The organism is Floridaenema evergladense BLCC-F167 (assembly GCF_041929205.2).
Taxonomy (GTDB): Bacteria; Cyanobacteriota; Cyanobacteriia; order Cyanobacteriales; family Aerosakkonemataceae; genus Floridanema; species Floridanema evergladense.
Genome location: NZ_CM171625.1, coordinates 616,669 through 633,039 on the forward strand (window position 1 = coordinate 616,669; position 16,371 = coordinate 633,039).

General features: G+C 38.8%; 17 protein-coding genes. 8 read left to right on the forward strand and 9 right to left on the reverse strand.

What is annotated here, in order from left to right; translation table 11 throughout:
- The first annotated feature begins 403 nt into the window (after window positions 1-403).
- From ACE1CA_RS02860 to ACE1CA_RS02870, 3 genes are all read left to right on the forward strand, one after another.
- Window positions 404-1,639 (forward strand): sedoheptulose 7-phosphate cyclase, encoded by a 1,236-nt coding sequence (locus ACE1CA_RS02860; RefSeq protein ID WP_413277627.1) that lies wholly within the window; start codon window positions 404-406, stop codon window positions 1,637-1,639.
- Entirely contained in the window at window positions 1,636-2,469 is an 834-nt protein-coding gene (locus ACE1CA_RS02865; protein WP_413277628.1) for an O-methyltransferase, read from the forward strand. Before ACE1CA_RS02860 ends, ACE1CA_RS02865 begins: the two co-directional genes overlap by 4 nt.
- Before the next feature lie 219 nt (window positions 2,470-2,688).
- Window positions 2,689-4,035: an ATP-grasp domain-containing protein gene (locus tag ACE1CA_RS02870; RefSeq protein ID WP_413277629.1), complete on the forward strand. Its 1,347-nt coding sequence runs from the start codon at window positions 2,689-2,691 to the stop codon at window positions 4,033-4,035.
- Between the two features lie 56 nt (window positions 4,036-4,091).
- On the opposite strand, the gene ACE1CA_RS02875 is transcribed toward ACE1CA_RS02870, so the two are convergent.
- The 6 genes from ACE1CA_RS02875 to ACE1CA_RS02900 all read right to left on the reverse strand — a co-directional run bounded on the left by ACE1CA_RS02875 (window position 4,092) and on the right by ACE1CA_RS02900 (window position 8,589).
- The gene (locus ACE1CA_RS02875; RefSeq protein ID WP_486517633.1) at window positions 4,092-5,105 is read right to left on the reverse strand and encodes a D-alanine--D-alanine ligase family protein; all 1,014 of its coding nucleotides are present in this window, start codon (window positions 5,103-5,105) and stop codon (window positions 4,092-4,094) included.
- A 108-nt stretch (window positions 5,106-5,213) separates the two neighbouring features.
- The gene (locus tag ACE1CA_RS02880) at window positions 5,214-5,654 is read right to left on the reverse strand and encodes a hypothetical protein (RefSeq protein WP_413281304.1); all 441 of its coding nucleotides are present in this window, start codon (window positions 5,652-5,654) and stop codon (window positions 5,214-5,216) included.
- 356 nt (window positions 5,655-6,010) lie between these two features.
- Window positions 6,011-7,384, reverse strand: a complete 1,374-nt coding sequence (gene miaB, locus ACE1CA_RS02885) for a tRNA (N6-isopentenyl adenosine(37)-C2)-methylthiotransferase MiaB (protein WP_413281303.1) — start codon at window positions 7,382-7,384, stop codon at window positions 6,011-6,013.
- A 227-nt stretch (window positions 7,385-7,611) separates the two neighbouring features.
- Window positions 7,612-7,839, reverse strand: coding sequence for a DUF5678 domain-containing protein (locus ACE1CA_RS02890; RefSeq protein WP_413281302.1), 228 nt, complete (start codon window positions 7,837-7,839; stop codon window positions 7,612-7,614).
- A gap of 125 nt (window positions 7,840-7,964) precedes the next feature.
- Window positions 7,965-8,240, reverse strand: a complete 276-nt coding sequence (locus ACE1CA_RS02895; protein WP_413281301.1) for a helix-turn-helix domain-containing protein — start codon at window positions 8,238-8,240, stop codon at window positions 7,965-7,967.
- Window positions 8,233-8,589 carry a type II toxin-antitoxin system RelE/ParE family toxin gene (locus tag ACE1CA_RS02900; RefSeq protein ID WP_413281300.1) on the reverse strand — a complete coding sequence of 119 codons (357 nt, stop codon included), beginning with the start codon at window positions 8,587-8,589 and terminating at the stop codon, window positions 8,233-8,235. Before ACE1CA_RS02900 ends, ACE1CA_RS02895 begins: the two co-directional genes overlap by 8 nt.
- A 281-nt stretch (window positions 8,590-8,870) precedes the next feature.
- Here ACE1CA_RS02900 and ACE1CA_RS02905 point away from each other — a divergent pair, with 281 nt between their 5' ends.
- Together ACE1CA_RS02905 and ACE1CA_RS02910 are read left to right on the forward strand one after the other, a co-directional pair.
- Window positions 8,871-9,353 carry a cupin domain-containing protein gene (locus ACE1CA_RS02905; protein WP_413281299.1) on the forward strand — a complete coding sequence of 161 codons (483 nt, stop codon included), beginning with the start codon at window positions 8,871-8,873 and terminating at the stop codon, window positions 9,351-9,353.
- A gap of 421 nt (window positions 9,354-9,774) precedes the next feature.
- A complete protein-coding gene (locus ACE1CA_RS02910; protein ID WP_413281298.1) occupies window positions 9,775-10,494 on the forward strand; it encodes a hypothetical protein in 720 nt (239 codons plus the stop codon).
- A gap of 370 nt (window positions 10,495-10,864) precedes the next feature.
- Here ACE1CA_RS02910 and ACE1CA_RS02915 read toward each other — a convergent pair whose 3' ends face one another.
- Window positions 10,865-11,002: a hypothetical protein gene (locus ACE1CA_RS02915; RefSeq protein WP_413281297.1), complete on the reverse strand. Its 138-nt coding sequence runs from the start codon at window positions 11,000-11,002 to the stop codon at window positions 10,865-10,867.
- Between the two features lie 195 nt (window positions 11,003-11,197).
- Between ACE1CA_RS02915 and ACE1CA_RS02920 the strand changes: the two genes are divergently transcribed.
- A complete protein-coding gene (locus ACE1CA_RS02920) occupies window positions 11,198-12,022 on the forward strand; it encodes a mechanosensitive ion channel domain-containing protein (protein WP_413281296.1) in 825 nt (274 codons plus the stop codon).
- Here the strand turns inward: ACE1CA_RS02920 and ACE1CA_RS02925 are convergent.
- Window positions 12,000-12,836 carry a metallophosphoesterase gene (locus ACE1CA_RS02925; protein WP_413281295.1) on the reverse strand — a complete coding sequence of 279 codons (837 nt, stop codon included), beginning with the start codon at window positions 12,834-12,836 and terminating at the stop codon, window positions 12,000-12,002. The genes ACE1CA_RS02920 and ACE1CA_RS02925 overlap by 23 nt on opposite strands.
- A gap of 166 nt (window positions 12,837-13,002) precedes the next feature.
- Between ACE1CA_RS02925 and ACE1CA_RS02930 the strand changes: the two genes are divergently transcribed.
- Both ACE1CA_RS02930 and ACE1CA_RS02935 read left to right on the forward strand, forming a co-directional pair.
- The gene (locus tag ACE1CA_RS02930) at window positions 13,003-13,779 is read left to right on the forward strand and encodes a pentapeptide repeat-containing protein (RefSeq protein ID WP_413281294.1); all 777 of its coding nucleotides are present in this window, start codon (window positions 13,003-13,005) and stop codon (window positions 13,777-13,779) included.
- Between the two features lie 357 nt (window positions 13,780-14,136).
- Window positions 14,137-14,328, forward strand: coding sequence for a hypothetical protein (locus ACE1CA_RS02935; RefSeq protein WP_413281293.1), 192 nt, complete (start codon window positions 14,137-14,139; stop codon window positions 14,326-14,328).
- On the opposite strand, the gene ACE1CA_RS02940 is transcribed toward ACE1CA_RS02935, so the two are convergent.
- A complete protein-coding gene (locus tag ACE1CA_RS02940; RefSeq protein WP_413281292.1) occupies window positions 14,325-16,349 on the reverse strand; it encodes an adenylate/guanylate cyclase domain-containing protein in 2,025 nt (674 codons plus the stop codon). The two genes, ACE1CA_RS02935 and ACE1CA_RS02940, sit on opposite strands and share 4 nt — an antisense overlap.
- Window positions 16,350-16,371: the final 22 nt, after the last annotated feature.

Here is a 16,371-nt window from a genome sequence, read left to right on the forward strand (position 1 = left end):
ATTGATTATACTACCTAACTTTTCTATTAGCCTCTATATTTAGATAGAGGTTGAATGATTTAGTCAAATAAAGCCGATCGCACTACTAAGAAACTTAGCCCTTTGCTCAAACCAACACTCTGCTTTACGCAAAAATTCTCTAGTATAAAAACTTTTTTTTGTCAATAATTAATATTATTAAATACAGATTAAGTATTGTTTAAACAAAGATTAATTATTGATTAAAGATGGATAAACTAGACATTTTACCTGCTATTTAGACAAACATACAGTGACGATTATCACATTCACTAAATACAAAATTTAATGGTATAACGTAAAAGTAATCTAAGTTAGAAAGTGTACAGCAGCAAGCTGCTGTGTTAATTGGCATCGCAAAAAGTTTTTGAGAAAAATAGCTGTCATGAGTATCGTCGAAACCAAACTCGAAGTAACTGATACTGCATTTCATGTAGCAGGTTACGAAAAGATTGAGTACAGTCTCGTTTATGTCAATGGAGTTTTTAATCCGCAAAATTCTGAGATTGCAGACACTTACCAGAAATTTGGACGCTGCTTAGCAGTAGTAGATGCCAATGTAAATCGATTGTATGGACAGAAAATTCAGTCCTATTTCCAATACCACAACATCGATTTAACAGTATTTTCGATCGCCATTCCTGAACTAGATAAAAATCTCAGGACTTTGGAGAAAATTGTTGATGCTTTTGCCGAATTTGGTTTACTTCGTAAAGAACCAGTTTTGGTAATTGGCGGTGGTTTAATTACTGATGTCACAGGTTTAGCTTGTGCTGTTTATCGTCGCAGCAGTAATTATATTCGCATTCCCACAACTTTAATTGGGTTAATTGATGCGAGTGTGGCGATCAAAGTCGCAGTCAATCATAAGAAACTAAAAAATCGTTTGGGTGCTTATCATGCTTCCCAAAAAGTGATTTTGGATTTCTCATTTTTGGAGACTTTGCCAACTGCTCAAGTTCGCAACGGTATGGCAGAATTGGTGAAAATCGCTGTGGTTTCTCAGGGAGAAGTTTTTGAATTGTTGGAGAAGTACGGCGAAAAATTGCTGCACAGTCATTTCGGCTATCTTGGCGATAATTCCGAACTGCAAGAAATTGGTCAAAAAATTAATCATCTGGCAATTAAACGAATGCTAGAGTTGGAAGTTTCTAACTTGCATGAGTTAGATTTAGACCGAGTAATTGCTTACGGACATACTTGGAGTCCGACTTTAGAATTAACGCCTCGCATACCTTTATATCACGGTCATGCTGTTAATATTGATATGGCTTTATCGGCTACAATTGCAGCAAATCGGGGTTATATTACGACTGAGGAACGCGATCGCATTCTCCAATTAATGAGTCGTTTAGGTTTAGCATTGGATCATCCTTTGTTAGAAATCGATTTGTTATGGCGTGCAACTGAGTCTATTATTTTGACTAGGGATGGTCAACTACGCGCCGCTATGCCAAAACCGATCGGTACTTGCTTCTTTGTTAATGATTTGACTCGCGAAGAACTAGCAGCAGCAGTAGCAGATCACAAGCGAATTTGCGCTACTTATCCTCGCGCAGGTGCAGGTGTTGACGCTTATGTGGAAAGCGAAGAACCGGAATTAGTCGGGAGTCGCGGATGAGTGATAGTGTAATTAAAGGCGATCGAGCAAGACCTGTCACTCCTTTAGGCATTTTGGTAGAAAAGCTAGAAAAAGTTGTCAAAATGGCTGAAACAGCGACAGTTTCCGCTGAAATTAACAACGCACTGCAAGAAGTATATCAACTAGCCGCTGGTATCGATCCGTACTTGGAAGAAATGACTACCCAAGAATCTCCTGCGTTAGCGGCGTTGGCGAAAAAGACTCGCGAAGAACCTTGGAGTAAACGCTTTAGCGATCGCGCCACTGTGCGACAGTTAGAACAGGAAATGCTTTCGGGACATATTGAAGGACAAACTTTAAAAATGTTTGTCTATATGACTGGCGCAAAAAACATTTTAGAAATTGGAATGTTTACCGGATATTCGGCGTTAGCAATGGCGGAAGCATTACCAGAAAATGGGCGAGTTGTTGCTTGTGAAGTGGATGAATATGTAGCTAATTTCGCCAAAAATTGCTTTCAAGAATCACCTCACGGCAGTAAAATTTCTGTAGAAATTGCCCCAGCTTTACAAACTTTGGAGAAATTAGCAGCAGCGAGAGAGTCCTTTGATTTGGTGTTTATTGATGCCGATAAAAAGGAATATGTAGACTATTTCAAGATGCTGCTAGACAAGGGATTATTGGCAGAAAATGGGTTTATTTGTGTGGATAATACGTTGCTTCAAGGGGAACCTTATTTACCTGCGGAAAAACGTAGTGTTAATGGAGAGGCGATCGCACAATTTAACCACATTGTTGCCGCAGATTCCAGAGTTGAACAGGTTTTGTTGCCCTTGCGAGACGGTTTAACCGTGATTAGGCGAGTTTAGGGACTCGGAACTGGGAAGAAGAAATAGGGAGGTAGAACCTCTCAGACCTCGTTCCCAGGTTGAACCTGGGAACGAGAAATAGAGGCTCCGCCTCTTGTTCTTGGTACACAAACGAGAAAAGAGGAAGTAGGGAGGTAGAACCTCCCAGACTTCGTTCCCAGGTTGAACCTGGGAACGAGAAAGACGAGAAAATATTGACACAATCAAACTTAATCTGATATGAAAGAGCGGATTTTTGCGGTGTTGCAAAACTTGGGGACTTTGGCGCTTTTGACGATCGCATTTCCCTTTAATTTAACGATTGTATTAACAGCATTATTTTGGAATTTGATTAGTCAACCTTGGCAAAAACCAAGAGTAAAAAACCCGAATCCGAAAAATATTATGCTGACTGGTGGGAAGATGACGAAGGCGTTGCAACTGGCGCGATCGTTTCACGCAGCTGGACATCGGGTGGTATTAGTTGAAACTCATAAATATTGGTTAGTTGGACATCGCTTTTCTAACGCGGTCGATCGCTTTTATACTATTCCCGCACCGTCAAAAGATCCTGAAGGTTATACTCAAGCTTTATTGGAAATAGCTAAACAAGAAAACATCGATGTTTATGTTCCGGTTTGTAGTCCGATTCAAAGTTATTATGACTCTTTAGCTAAACCAATTTTATCAGGTTGTTGTGAAGTTTTTCACTGCGATGCTGAAGTCACAAAAATGCTGGATGATAAGTTTACTTTTGCGGAAAAAGCGCGATCGCTAAATTTACCTGTTCCCAAAACTTTTTTAATTACAAACCCCGAAGAAGTGCTGAATTTCGACTTTTCCCAAGAAACGCGCAAGTATATTTTAAAAAGTATTGCTTACGATTCCGTGCATCGTTTAGACATGACTAAATTCCCAATGGAATCTAGAGAAAAAATGGCGAATCATGTTCGCAGTTTACCGATTAGTAAAGACAATCCTTGGATTATGCAAGAATTCATACCAGGAAAAGAGTATTGCACACACAGCACTGTGAGAAATGGCGATTTAAGAGTACATTGTTGCTGTGAATCTTCCGCTTTTCAAGTAAATTATGAAAACGTGGATAATCGGAGAATCTTTGAGTGGGTGAGTCATTTTTTCCGGGAATTCAAATTAACCGGACAAATTTCGTTTGATTTTATGGAAGCGGAAGATGGAACGGTTTATGCGATCGAATGTAATCCCCGCACTCACTCAGCAATTACTATGTTTTACAATCATCCAAAATTGGCAGATGCTTATTTGAATGATGAATCAGATTCCAATTATCCCTTGCAACCTTTAGCGAATAGTAAACCAACTTATTGGTTGTACCATGAAATTTGGCGGTTGACTGGAGTGCGATCGATCGAACAACTAAAAACCAGATTAAACATTATTTTGCGTGGTAAAGATGCCATCTTTCAACTTAACGATCCCCTACCATTTTTAATGGTACCTCACTGGCAAATCACCTTATTATTACTCAAAAACCTACAAAAATTTAAAGGTTGGATCAGGATAGATTTCAACATTGGTAAACTCGTTGAAATCGGTGGAGACTAAAGGTACGTAGTTGCGCTTCAGCGCTCTTATTTAGCGCTGAAGCGCAACTACGTACTTTATATTTCATTTATCGCCATCTTTAATAACTCTTTTAGAGAAATTCCTGCTGCTTTTGCCATACAAGAAATCACACTTTTAGTCGCAAAAGAACAATACAAACCTGCTTCTAAAAACCAAGGTTCTCCCTTTGGATCGATGCGAAAATCAAATAAACTGTAATGACGACAACCTAAAGCTTGATGACACTTTTTAGCTACTTCTTGAACCTTTGCGGTAAGCGGATCTTTAGGGTCTACAATCCAAGCAGTAATATTATCTTTAGCAGTTAAAAATAAGTTACCATCGTCATTTTTTTGGATTTTATCAGCATAGTTGCGAATCGGTTTTTTCTGAGGATCTACTAAATACTCTTCAAGAGGTAAACCCACTAATTCTCCGTCTTTAACAATAATGCCACATCTGACTTCTCGACCTAGTTCGATGAATTCTTCAACTATCACTTCCGAATCATATTCAAATGCTTTTTTCAAGGCAGTATCATATTCAGTAAAATCTTTAACTAAAACTACTCCTAAAGAGTTGTCAGAACTTGCAGGTTTAACGACTGCTGGAGGTAGAATTGTCGGAACATCTCCTTTACGAAGAACTTCTCCGCGAGGTACTTTTACCCCTGCTGCGGCGACAATTGCTTTAGCTCTTGCTTTGTGAGATCCGATCGCCATAACATCAGAAGTATTACCGATATAAGGAATTTTCAGCAAGTCGAATAAACCTCGGTAATAAGTCATTCCCGGAAGACAAAACATTTGTGGTAAAACCAGGTCAATGTTTTGCGTTGTGATAAATTCGATCGCCTCAAATAGAGTCTTATGTTTGGCGATCGCAATATCATCTAAACTGAGAGAATCGGGAAATCGCCAATTGCGATCGGGTGTAATATATGCAATCAGAAATTCATAGCATGGATCTGCTGTTGCTGTGAGACAATCTTGAGCATAAAGGCGTGATAAATCACAGTAAAAATCACTTTCAGCAGAACCAACTAAATGAAGAATATGTAGCGATCGCATAATTAATCTTTCTATCTAATAACATTACTTATTGTAGGGTGCGTTAGTGATAACGTAACGCACCATCCCACTGTTAAGAGTGAACGACTGAAGTCGTCACAACGAACCTTAAAAAGAGTAAACTCTCCCAGTTTCATCAATATAAACTGACTTGTCTTCGTCTGCGGGATTAGTTGCTAAACGAATGCGAACAAAAAGTTGATTTCGTTGAGGGTCAGTGCTGTAGTCAAACGCTAATATTTGTGGAGAGTAAATATTAACATTAACAATATCAGAAATTTCATTAATGCTTCCTGCCGTAAAATTACTAGTACTGTTTGGAGGCAAATTTCCTGGTGCATTACGACCGAAACCATAATTAACAGGAAAACCTGATTGATTCAAAAGGGTAATTTGAATTGGTTGTTTGGGGTTAACCTGTGCTTGGGGTTGCCAGAAACCAGAGGAAAAAGTGTTTGCACCTGTTTTAGGTTGAGAAAAAACAGCGTGAGGAATTGTTACAGAGATGCAGCTAAGTAGTACCAAGGCGGCTAAAAATCTTATTTTCATCTTTACCTTTTCTTTACCCAATTATGCTTAATATTTAATCTTGGGCTTCCATGTTAATAGTATGCTTACAGCCAGTAATTTTTATCTTTTATACTAAAATTTTTACATTTGGGAATTGAAAATCGCAGATCAACGCAGATAAAACTATAGAGACGTTTCATGAAACGTCTCTACCACACTAATTAATTCAAGTTGCTAGTTACAAGTCTAGTTATTTCTTAGCCCCCCTTGAGTAAGGGGGGTTGGGGGGATCTAAACCCAGTAATCACAGCGTTAGATCCCCCCTAACCCCCCTTACTCAAGGGGGGAACTCCGAAAGAATTAATCACTAGCAACTTGCGTTAATTAGTTAATTATTAGACGGTTAAGCATTCAACGGGAGAAGATTGAACAATGCTTTCTCCGGTTAAACTAAAGGCGCGAACTTCGATAATTTTTACTTTAACTATTTGACCTTTGAATTCGCTAATATTACCGGGGAAAAAGGTGAGACGATTTCCGCGAGTTCTTCCCATGACTTGAGTTGAATCTTTGGGATTTTGGTCTTCGACTAAGACTTCTTCGATGCGGTTTTGGTAGCGTTGCGATCGCTCAGATGCTTTAATAGAAACCAAGTGATTTAAACGTTGTAATCTATCCGCTTTCACCTCTTCCGAAAGTTGATTCTCCCAAACAGCAGCAGGCGTACCCGGACGGGGAGAATAAGCAGCAGTATTTAATAAATCAAAACCAATCTCTTCAACCAACTTCAAAGTATTTTCAAACTGCGCTTCAGTCTCCCCAGGAAAACCGACAATTGCATCCGCACTAATCGCCGCATCTGGCATATAACGGCGAATTGTATCAATAATTCGGCGGTATTTTTCCTGAGTATAACCCCTAGCCATTGCCTTGAGAATTTCATTATCTCCCGATTGAAAAGGAATGTGGAAATGTTCGCAAACTTTCCGCAATTCCGCACAAGCTTTAATCAATCTTTCCGTGAAATAACGAGGGTGAGAAGTCGCAAAACGAATCCGTTCAATACCAGGGACATCATGAATAAAATACAGCAAATCTGTCAGAGTATGTTTGTGTCTTCCTTCCGGTGTAACTCCCGGTAAATCTCTACCGTAAGCATCAATATTTTGACCGAGTAAAGTTATCTCTTTATAACCCTGACTTGCTAACTCTTCAACTTCCCGAAGAATCGCTTCAGGAGTACGAGATTGTTCTACTCCTCGAACATTGGGAACAACACAATAAGTACAACGTTCATTGCAACCATAAATCACATTCACCCAAGCAGTAACAGCACTATCACGCCGAGGTTTAGTGATATCTTCCATAATATGAACAGCTTCCGTTGCAATTACTTGATTGCCATTAAAAACCTGTTCCAATAAATCTTCTAAACGGTTAGCGTGTTGCGGCCCCATTACTAAGTCTAATTCAGGCACTCGCCGCAGTAAAGCTTCACCTTCTTGTTGCGCCACACAACCTGCAACAATTAATGTTAAATCCGGTTGTTCTTGTTTGCGTTTCGCCTGTCTTCCCAGATAAGAATAAACTTTTTGTTCGGCATTATCCCGAATTGTACAGGTATTGTAGAGAATCAGATTAGCATCATTAGGATCTTCCGACCACTCAAAACCCATATCTTCCAAGATACCAGCCATGCGTTCGGAGTCGGCTTTATTCATTTGACAGCCGAAGGTGGTAATGTGATAGCGACGGGGAGTAGTGGTCATGGTTCAGTTAGGCAAAAAGTTAAATATAAATGACAAACTCTTATAAATTATAGATTTTTGTGATTTGTTTTGGTGAATCGCTTTTGGGACTCAAGTCCCAGCTATAGAGACAAAACCTGCCTACGCAGGTTTCAGAGTCCGCGTAGGCGGACTTTGTTTGTGTAGTAGCGGTTTTAACCGCCTTTTATCCGCCTTTTAAATATAATAGCAATCTTGTTTCATTAAATTTATAAAATTACAATAGAGCCTGTAAAACCTGGAACTAAATAAATTAAATAAATCTCTCCAGAAGCGTCTGCTTTATCAATAACTTCCCGTAAATTTTCACCATGAGTAATAATTCCGTTAGTATTATATGCCACATATTGATGAGCATACTTTTTAAAGAGTTGGCGATTTCGATTTAACCATTTCACGATTTCCCGACCTTCTTCAGGAGAGGGTGTTCTACTCATAAATTTTACCGTTGATGAAGTGATAGTAGAGATCGCACAAATCCCCCGATCGTATAATTCAAGTTTAGCAACTATTTAATTGCTGTGGAATGTTGCGATCGCTTTTTCACATATACCTCTAAAAATCAAGAAATTTCTATGGTAATTTTTTTTCCTAAAGCATTGGCATATTTTTCTAGAGTAGAAATGCCAACATTTTCTGCATGATTCTCTATTCTAGAGATTAGGGATTGATGCTTATTTAACTTCCGTGCTAATTCTTTCTTTGTTATTCCAGCTTCTTCCCTTGCTTGCGCCAGCAGCACACCAATTTTAAAACTTGCATATCCCGACTCAAAACCTTCAGCAAACTCAGGATCAATTTTTTTGCGGTTTTTAATGTATTTTTCTACATCATTCATTATTCTGTCTCCTGCTTAAATAATCTCGTTTTCGCTGTTCTGCTAAATCTATTTCTTGAGATGGAACTTTTTGTGTTTTTTTAGCAAATCCGTTGGTTAAAATAACTAAGTTATCATTATCAAAGAAGCCCAACAGCCGAAAAGTATTATTTCCTTGATTAATCCTAACCTCCCAAATATCATCAGTGTTGACCAATTTCTTAAAATATCTACTAGGAATAGAATCAAGTTCTTGAATTAAGCGTAGCACCCAAAGAACTTTTTGGGCTTGTTTCCCAGACAAAGAATCAAGAAATTCTTCAACGGGGCAGCGATCCGAGTCTGTGCGGTAGAATAAAATTTCTCTCATAGACTAAGTACAACGGACGCAATTTTACAATTGTACCGCCTTTGGCTTTTCGTTTTTATAGCTTCATAAAAAATGGCGATCGCTTTTTCACATCTACCTCTAAAAATCAAAAAAATTCTATAGTAATTTTCAAACTATCTATCTAAAGGCTAATGAATAAGATTTTTATGCGATCTATTTTTTGAACAAAACTAGAGAACTATAATTTAGTTTGTAAGCAAAATCATTATATCCGACTACATAGTTGGATACTGAACACTTAGCAGAAAGGAGGATATAAGATGACTCTAAACCAGCAAGGAATAGTCATGATGCCTCAAGAAGGCGATGTAGTGACAGTTGTCGGTGATACTGTCACCTTTAAGGCATTGGGGCAGAATACTCAGGGAAAATATGCGCTGATTGAGATTGTATGTAATCCAGAGGTCGGTACGCCTCCCCATATTCATAGTCGTGAAGATGAAGCGTTTTACATTCTTGAGGGTGAAGTTGAGTTTCGCTTAGATGACCAAATTATTTTGGCGACACCTGGTACATTCTTACATTCTCCCAAGGGACAAAAACACAGCTTAAAAAATACTGGAACGACGCGATCGCGAATGTTATGTTGGGTAACACCTGCTGGTTTGGAAATGTTTTTTGCTGAAGTTGGCAGACCTGTAACCGATCCATTTAATCCACCTGCGCCGGATCAAGCTGCGATCGACAAGCTACTAGCAACTGCACCAAAATATGGGCTGACAATCTTACCCCCAGAAGCATAAACTTGAAGTTTATTAATGCTGGCTATTTGAAGCTCGGGATTTTCAATCCGATAATCAAGTGCTTCAATAATAAACTGTAGATATTTAAAACTTAACTGCATACTTCTTTACTTTATATACCTCTGAAAATCTGACCCTATTCTAAACCGCTAGACTTAGCAATGTCTTAATTAAAAAATTGCGATCGCTCTTTTTTGAACTCCAAAGAATGCAAAGGAAAACAGGACGAGAGCGATCGCAATACTGCTTTGTACTCTCCTTTATTTACCTTCTCTTACCTAATACCTAGTACTTAGTTTCCAATCCTAAAGAAGACTATCTTTCGATAGAAAGACGATCCTCACTTGCGATAGAGCCAGACTCGCTAAATCAAGAGCTATTCTCAAAATGAAAAAGATTTTGATGAGTTCTGGTTAAAACAATGTATAACGAGGATAATAAGCGCACATCATCCAATCGTGAAATTAATCGCGACTCTAACGAAAGTAATTACACGGAAGTACCAAGAAGCACTGACACTATTAGAGACGAGTACAGAGATGGTTACGTTCATGGTCGAGTTGCTGAACATCGCTATAACGAAAGTCGCCAAGTAGACCGTGATAATAATAATGCCGCTCGTGGTTTGATCTTAGGACTGGTTATGAGTTCTTTGCTTGCTATTCCGGCGATCGCTTACTATCTATGGAATCGGCAAAATCAAGAACCTGTAGTTACACCTGCACCCGTAGTTGTACCTTCTGCTTCTCCTCAACCACAACCAACAATCATTCAAAGAGAAAGAGTAATTGAAAGAAATCCTGAAGTGCGAGTAGTTCCTGTTCCTCAAGGACAAACACCAACTACACCTGCACCAAATATTAATATTGAACAACCTGCATCCACACCACAACCAACACCAAACGTTAATATTACTGTTCCACCTGCTTCTCGCCAGCAGTCTCCTAATACAACTGAACAATCATCTGGCAATTCATCCTCTGGAACTTCAACTCAAGAATCACCTTCTGTTCAAAGTTCTCCTGCTTCGGGAATCAGCGGTGACAGTAGTTCCAATACTGGAGATCAAACTAACACTACAACATCTGGCGATAATACTTCATCCTCTGGTACTGATAATACCAGTCCTGCTGGACAATAAAAGTAATCCTCTCCATTCTTAATCCACAACCTTGTAGAGATGTTATGTATAACGTCTCTACATTATCATTTGTAATTAAATAAATTAGAACAAAGAGTGTGGAATTCACTCTTAATTAAAAAGCATTAGCGAGTGTTTCAAGCAATAAAGCTCTTTAAAGTTTAGTAAACTTGTCATTCATTACTGAGAAACAAGTGCTACTTTATTAAATAAGGCACTAATCAAGTAGATCTTCATTCAATTTCGCATCTTGGTTTAGTTTCGAGCCTGTGCCTTCCTGCTCGATTCTTAGTGCAGCAGATAACCGGAATGAGTTTCACTTTTGAGAGTTATATTTGCGTTCAATGCTTTACTAACTTGCTTGTTCTTTCTAGGAACGCAAATCGATCGCATAAGTGTCTTGAATGGAGGTGATGCACGCCGAGAGTCCGGTCTGTTGCGAGTATAGTCCGTGTTTTGGAGTTAAAGTTCTTTCTTTTTGAAAACTGTTCGTTATCAGTCGTTTCATTTAATTCGACTGTTTGTCATCTCAAAAACCCGCCTTGAGCTACCAGTAATTTTTCCTAGCAAGGCGGGTTTACAGTTGTTTAAGCAACTTGATGCTAATAATTAAATTATTATAAGTAATGTTAGTCAATAAAAGTTTTCGCTTTAAGATTGATACTCAAATAATTGGAGAGTTTGTTAATAGAGGCGAAGACTTATGGAGAATCTTTGGTCAAATTTCCAAGAAATTATCCTAAATCAGAGCAAAACAGTGGGTGGCGTTGAATTATTCAAAATTGCAATTGTAGTGGTGATTTTGTTGTCATCTCAGGTATTTAAGCAGATTTTCTTTTCTATTATTGTCGCTCGCATTGAACAACTAACTAAACTAACAAATAGCAAACTAGACGATCGATTGATTGCTGTAATTAAACCGCCTTTAGGATGGTTCATATTTTTTCTGACTTGTTGGGTCGTACCATTGTTGCTAACAGAAGAATTAGGAGATAATTTAACTCAAACAATTAGCAAATTTCTCAGTTTTGCTATTATTGCAACTGTGAGCTATACAATTTTTGAACTTGCTCCGTTGTTAGGAGAAGTTGCTGGAAAATTAACCGTTCGCACAGAAACAGAACTTGACGATTTAATTGTGCCATACCTGCCAAAATTGTTTCAAATTGCGGCAGTTCTCTTAGTAGTTTTAAAAGGTAGTGAAGTGATACTAGGGGTTTCTGCAACTGCGATCGTAGGAATTTTAGGCGGTGCTGGAATTGCTTTCGGTTTATTGATTAAAGACGTAATTTATGACTGGTGTTGTACAGTCATTATCTATGCTGATAATTTATATCGTAAAGGTGATAAGTTAATCGTTACCGATTCGGATATAGATGGACAGGTAGAAGTACTCGACATTGGTTTAAGAAGCACAAAACTCGGTCTTATCGAAACAAATTCAATTAGAAAGATTCCCAATTCTCAGATGATTAGGGGAATTGTAGAGAATCGATCGCAAAAAATCAACGCCGAGCAACTAACTTAATTACAGTAATTTCCGGGCGACAAAATAATCTTCCCGGCAAGTAAGTTCCTAATCCTCGATTTACATAAAGCAAATTTTTTCCTACTTGGTGTAACCCTTGCGACCACTCCCAATGTTGAAACACTTTGTAGCTTTTTTTCCTAGCGTAAGGCAAATGTTGCCGCAAAGGTTGAGGGAGGAAACGATAAATTTCTGGCAATAGTCCGGGGAGTGGGCCAAGTTTAGGGATAATAATTTGACCACCATGAGTATGACCAGATAACTGTAAATCGACGCGCCAAGATTGTAATTGCTCCGCAGTATCAGGATTATGAGCTAAGACAATGCGTGGAATCTTAGAATCAATTAGTGGCATGATTGCGCCTGGGTTAAATTGATAAGAACGGAGGTCGGCAAATCCAACTATGGCTAATTCCGAGCCAAAAGGATAAACAATTTGATTCCAGAGAGCATGAATATCAATGCTAGTTAAAGCTCGAATAATTGTGGGTTTTGAGTGAGAAAAATAAATATCGTGGTTGCCTAAAACAGCGTAGATGCCATAGCGACTTGTTAAATGCTTAAGTCGGAGTATTAGTTTATGAATTGCAGCCGGATCGCTGGTAACATAGTCGCCTGTGAGAAATATTAAATCGGGTTGAATTTGATTGCTCGTAGCGATCGCTTCAGCTAACAAAGCTTCTGACAAGCAGAAACCATCATAATGAAAATCAGAAAGTTGAACGATTTTAGTACCCTGTAAGGATGGAGGTAAATTAGCGATCGGCACTGTTAATCTTTCTAGCTTTAACCTTCCGGTAAGTAACCTGTACATAAATTTATCTCTTTTATATTCAGGTGTAGCATAACCAAACCTCTAGATAAAAGAGCGTTTCACCGGAAAAAGTCAAACTCCGTTGGGAAAAAGACTTGTGTAAAACGCCTTGATTGAGCAAAATTCTGTTATGTAAAAAAGTTCTCATAACAACGCAGGTAAGCTTATGAAATTCACACCCATAGCCAGCGTCACTTTACTAACCACATTTAGTCTGATCGGTCCTGGACTTGCAGCTAATCCCGAACATACCAGACAGCTACTTGCCACCAAAAAATGTTCGCAATGCGATTTAACTGATGCTGGATTAGTGATGGCTAATCTAGTAGGTGCCGATTTGACTGGTGCCGATCTGAGTCGAGCCAACCTCAGCCGTGCTAACCTGATGGGTGCCGATCTCAGGGGTGCTAACTTGATGGGTGCCAGTCTGCATGGTGCTAACCTTAGCGGTGCTAACCTTAGCGGCGCTAATCTTACTGCTGCTGATTTAAGAGGTGCTTTTTTATCTCAGGCAAATTTAGTTGGGACGAATTTAGTTAATGCTAATTTGCTGGGTGCAGTTGGACTGCCAAATTATACGGGTAATGCCGAAGATTTTTACCGTTGGGGAATGGCAGAAGCTGAGAGAGATAATCACCAAAGGGCGCTGGAATTGCTTAACCAAGCTTTAGTGATGAAACCTGATTATGCGAATGCTTACTTAGGTCGGGGGATGGTACAATTTAATCAGGGCGATCGAGCAGGAGCGCTTGCTGATAGCAAAAAAGCAGCTCAACTTTACACTGCTCAAGGTAATCAAGAGGGAGCTAAAGCCGCGCAACAGATAGTTGCCGGAATCGAACAACTCAACAACCCCAAAAAGCGAGGCCCCAGTATTGGCGAAAATTTGTTTAATCTGCTGCAAGGTTTAGCAGGTTTAGCCCTTAGCGCTGGCTGGATCTAAGTCAATACTGCTCGGGTTTTGGGTAGGGGCGAAGCATTTGGGCGACAATTTATCACCTCAAACCCTAACTTTTCTGTCTAAATGCTTCGCCCTTCTATGCCAAAAAAAGCTTAACCGAGCAGTATTGGGATCTAAATGATATTGCTGAGGGAACAAGGAACAAATAAATTTCTTCTAGCTGTCTCTTATTCCCTGTTCCCTTTCTGCTCAACTAACTGTGACTTCAATCACTTAATTATTAAATAATAGTCACAGTTTTTCAGAGAGTTGAATCACTCTAATAAACCCATAAAAAGCTGATAGTAATACTATCAGTATTAGAGCGGTAATTTAACCACTCTTGGGGGGGAGTTAGAAATGTTAGAAAAACTTTTACTAGCAGCCACAGTTACTTTCTCGATACATTTTCTCATACCAGTAAGTTCCTCAAATATTGCTCAGACAAATTGGCAAATTGGTTCGGCAAGAAAGACAACTAGAGAATCAGCAAATTTAGTAGAACGGAAATTCCTAGCTGAAATTTGGCAACCTACAGATTTTCGGCACTAATTTTGCTGTTTGCCTCCAAGCAAATAAGTTACCATTTCCCCCTTACCTTTAATATAAATAGTACCCCGCTTAGTTAACTCATACTTACCTTTTAGCAAAAAGTATGTCCTATCGCTAACTTGAATAGCACCGGGAATGCCTTGAGATTCCATGCGACTAGCCGTGTTAACTGTATCACCCCATAAATCGTAACTAAATTTTTTAATTCCTATTACACCAGCTATAACTGGACCTGTATTCAGTCCAATTCGGAGATTAAAAGTTGTACCAGCTTTGCTATTAAATTCAGCAATTTTTATTAGCATATCCAATGCCATTTCAGCTGCGGCTTCTGCATGATCGGGACGAGAAGTAGGTAATCCAGCTACAGCCATGTAAGCATCACCAATAGTTTTAATCTTTTCTAAGCCATAATGTTCAGCTAAGCGATCGAATTCAGAGAATACTATATTCAAGTTTTCTACTAGTTCTCTAGGAGATGTGTTAGCTGACAATTCAGTGAAACCAACTAAATCAGCAAATAAAACTGTAACATTTTCAAAATTATCAGCGATCGTACCTTGTTCTGTTTGTAATCTCTCGGCGATCGGTTGCGGAAGGATATTGAGTAATAATTCTTCTGTTTGTTCTTTTTGGTAACGCAGAGCTTCTTGCGCTACTTTACGCACAGTAATATCCGAAACTGTACCTTCATAATACAGCAATTTTCCTGTAGAATCACGCACTGCACGGGCATTTTCGCTAATCCAAATTACTTTACCATCTTTACGCCGAATTAAAGATTCAAATCCATAAACAGCGTGTTCTTCTTCCATTTTCTTCACAAATTCTTGGCGGCGATCGGAATCGACATAAAGCTGATGGGAAATATTACTCAAAACTGCAATTAATTCCTCTGGCGAATCATAACCATAAATTTTTGCTAAAGCAGGATTAGCACTAATATAACGTCCTGAAGGTGTGCTTTGAAAAATTCCATCTACTGCGTTTTCGACAATGCTATGATATCTTTGTTCAGCTAATCTTAAAGCTTCTTCGGCACGTTTGCGTTGAATTAATGAACCTAATTGTGTAGCAACAGCACTAACGAGTTCCAGTAAATTTGCTTCTTCTTGAGCACGGGCTTTTTTGAAGAAAACTAAAACTGCTAAGACTTCATCACCAAGTAAAATGGGAACACTAAAACAACTATTTAATCCAACAGCAACAACCATTTCTTGACGATAAAAATTCTCTGGTGATTCAGTTGCGAGATTTTCAATCCATTCTGGCTGTCGATATCGCCAAATTCTTCCAGGTAATCCTATGTTGTAAGCAAATGTAAATTGTAAACTTGCTTGTCTAAATGTTTCCAACTCTGGTTCGCTGGCATACCAAGCAGGCGAACATTCCAAGAGTTGTCGATCGCTATTTGGAATCCAAGCTTCACCGAAATCCCAGCCGATCGTTTTGCAAATTAAATGTAGAATTACTTCAATAGCAGTGTCAAACTTTTCGGCGCGACTAATGGCTTGAGTCGCTGCTAATAACAGGCGAATTTTGATTTCGGCTTTTCTGCGATCGCTAATTTCTGCTTGCAACTGCTGATTTTTAGATTCTAATTGTTCTGATAATTTCTTTTGATTTAATTGATTGTTAATTCTTGCCAGAACTTCTTCTATGTGAAAGGGTTTAGTAATATAATCTACTCCGCCAACTTCAAAAGCTTTAATCTTATCTATTACCTGATCCAAAGCACTGATAAAAATTACAGGTATCTTGCTAGTTATAGGGTTAGCTTTTAAAGCTTGACATACTTCATAACCGTTCATCAACGGCATATTCACATCCAGCAATATTAAGTCTGGGGGAGACATTTCTGCTGCTTTTAAAGCCATTTGTCCGTTAATGGCTTTTCGCACATAATATCCTTGCCCAGCCAACATAGTAGATAACAGTCGTAAGTTATCGGGGGTATCATCAACGATCAGGATATTAGCTGTAGTTTCTGGATTTATTTGTAGTTCTTGTTGCTGATTCATTTAACGCGATCGATTATTCTTA